This window comes from Bacteroidota bacterium (assembly GCA_018816945.1).
Taxonomy (GTDB): domain Bacteria; phylum Bacteroidota; class Bacteroidia; order Bacteroidales.
In genome coordinates this window covers 1-2,862 of the sequence record JAHIVC010000031.1, presented here as the reverse complement: position 1 = coordinate 2,862, position 2,862 = coordinate 1, and the positions used below count along the sequence as shown (strand labels likewise).

Annotated in this window: 3 protein-coding genes; all 3 read right to left on the bottom strand. The window is 36.9% G+C overall.

Annotated elements, in window-relative coordinates:
- Positions 1-317: 317 nt before the first annotated feature.
- Positions 318-677 carry a hypothetical protein gene (locus KKG99_06295; protein MBU1012595.1) on the bottom strand — a complete coding sequence of 120 codons (360 nt, stop codon included), beginning with the start codon at positions 675-677 and terminating at the stop codon, positions 318-320.
- A 24-nt stretch (positions 678-701) separates the two neighbouring features.
- Positions 702-1,664, bottom strand: a complete 963-nt coding sequence (locus KKG99_06290; GenBank protein MBU1012594.1) for a hypothetical protein — start codon at positions 1,662-1,664, stop codon at positions 702-704.
- A 536-nt stretch (positions 1,665-2,200) separates the two neighbouring features.
- The coding region (locus KKG99_06285; protein MBU1012593.1) for a hypothetical protein at positions 2,201-2,862 on the bottom strand (662 nt) is incomplete at its 5' end.

The following is a 2,862-nucleotide window of genomic DNA, read 5'->3' as shown; positions in this document are numbered from 1 at the left end:
ATAGTTGTTGGCGCAATACGTTTCGTCATGTCAATTGGAAATGCCGCGGCTATGAAAGGAAAGGATGTTACAACATGCATGAATGACGATTTTTCCACAACCAAAAATAAGCATTCTTACTAGGTATAAAAGCCTTATACCATGTGTTCAACTACAATAAGCGCCAAATTATTAAAAAATTCATCCTAAAATTATTTGCTTTACCACCTCTGGCTGAGGCACGGATTGGCTTCGCTGAGCTCCCTGCGGTCGGTTGCAAATCCGCGCCAGGGGGGGCGCCAGCATTGGCTTTACTTCAAGTCTAAACAGTTTAATCTCTATTCATATTTTAAAAAAAACTCTTTAATGACATTATTCCTGATAATTACAATTTTAGACTCATCTTTATTTTTAATAATTGAATCACCAACATTAGCATAGTTAAATAAACCACTTATATCGAAATTTAGTAAAAATCTAATAGTATCGGTATTACTTTGAATAAGACAAATTTTGTAATTATGATTATTAATATCAATATATTTACCTATAACATGACCATTAAACTCTATTCTAACATCTCGTTTGAATTTCTCATTTCTAATGTTTGAAGGAGAACGAAAATGATAAATAAAGAATACAACTGCAATTAAAATTGAAAAGTAAATATACCATTTAGGCCAGGTAATAATTCTCATTATAAATACTTGTTATTAAATTAATTAGTTGAATAATCCAGTTATAAAATTAACTAAATCATGAGCTGTATGAACATTAGTCTGGTTATCCCAGGTTCCATATCCAATATCAATTCCTTTCCCAAAAGCACTTCCTGTGAACATCTGATATGTCCCACCAATGTCATATCCGTATGAAAATCCAATAGGGCCAGCACCTCCCATGAATTCGATCGATTGCCCCTTTAAATTATCAATATTAATTTGATTTTTGGAAGATGTTTGAGTATAAAAAACTTCTGGCGCAAGACCGAAACTAAGTGGGTTGTTATTAGAATGCGGCTTTTTTGTTGTAATATATATCCCAATTCCAAGCAAACGATTATCTGCAACAATTCCAATTTCAAAACCACCAGCTATTCTTTTGCCTGTTAACCACTCTGGCCATCCATAAGAAATACTTAATCCAATTCCCACTGGACCTAATTCAAATTCATTGCTCCCATGCCCTGCGTCCACACCGTCAGAGACGAAAGGACAAGTAACAGTTCCCCATTTGTACATTGATTGTCTCCAAGCGCCGGAATAATAAATATTTACATTATTGCCAAGCGTTTCTCTGTAAACTTCGTCTCCTGCTGTTGGGTTCCAAACAAAGGTTGGGATTTCACCGGAGAAAAAGCCAGTTACATGATCAAACATTCCACTTCCATACAACCTGTCATAGGTAGCGTGGTTGCCAAGCATCCAATTACCATCACTTGTGCGATATTGATCACTCCAGTGATTACCTGAACCTGGGACAAAATGTGTAAATCCGCCATTGAAATATGGATTTACGTACAAAGCCCCGCTGATGCCCTTGTTCCAGTCAGCAGGTTTATCAATGTATCCGCTTGGGTCGGTATATTTGAGTGGGTTGTTGATGCAGTAGCTGTAGCGGTTATAGCTTTGGGTTGCCGTGGCATCGGGGATGAAGGGGTCGGGTGGTGCTAACCGGGCTTGCATGGGTTTGTTTTGTTACATCCAAATAAAACACGTTCAAATATAGCAAAAAATTGAATAAAAGCCATGTGTACGCAATGCTTGATGCATTCTTTGCCAAAAGCAAACTACAATGCTTGTTATTATAAGAAAAGCCCGGACTTGCCGGGCTTTTTGCTTATCTCATCTCGCATTCAAAATATACTTTATATAAATTGGTCCCCAAAAAAGAAACGATGTTGTTATTAAGAAAAACAGAAGGGTAAGAAAAATAGATAGTCGATGATTATTAAAGAACTTTGGTTTTTCTTCTACCAATCGTTTCCCTTTTCCTGTCCTATAAAACACTAAATAATTCACAACCATTATTGCAACAAATATTCCTACCATTATATAGTTTGACATGTTATAATTAGCCAAATAAGCAATTATTACACTAATCAAACCATTTATTATAAGTGATAATGAAAAACTTAATGTAAAAACAACCGTTGAATGAGGTTGGTTATCTGGCAATACCTTTGTGTAAAAAAGGTAATAGTAATAATAAAAAACATTAATCATCGTCCATAATTATTAAAGAAATCATACCACATACCTTCATTTAATGGGGATGGTGGCCCTATTGCATTCTCCATTCGATTATACCAAAAATTAAACTTAAATTCCTGATATGCATCAATTGTTGTAATAGCTCTACCAAGTTCCCAACCAACACCCCAAGCAGCACCATAAATACCACCAAAGATTGAAACTGCATTAGTACCTTGTTCTGCCATCATCCAACCAGTACCCATCTCCCCAGCTGCATAATCTCGTTGGATTGAATATGCATTCCAAGCGCCTAAAGCACGTCCGCCCCATTTGATTGCATTGGATGTAGTTTTGCCAAATTTGTTTTTACCTCCCGTAACACCGTTTCCGCCCCAAGTCTGTTTATACATCTTAAAGTTTTTGCCCATCCATGTACCAAATGTTTTACTATAGTACATTTCGCTTGCTGTAGATGCAGCAGCACCTACGTAAGCCTCCCATCCCGGACCCCCTTGTCCTGAGGGTGTCTCCCCATTCTCCCTCCCAAAAAAAGGAATGAACCGATTAATCACTTCAGATTCCCCATCTGCAGTAAAACCAGACGATATGTCACCTTTCCATCCATTGAAATGATATTTAACTTCTTTAACATAAATACCAGGTTTTTTACCTTCACCGCTTACCCATT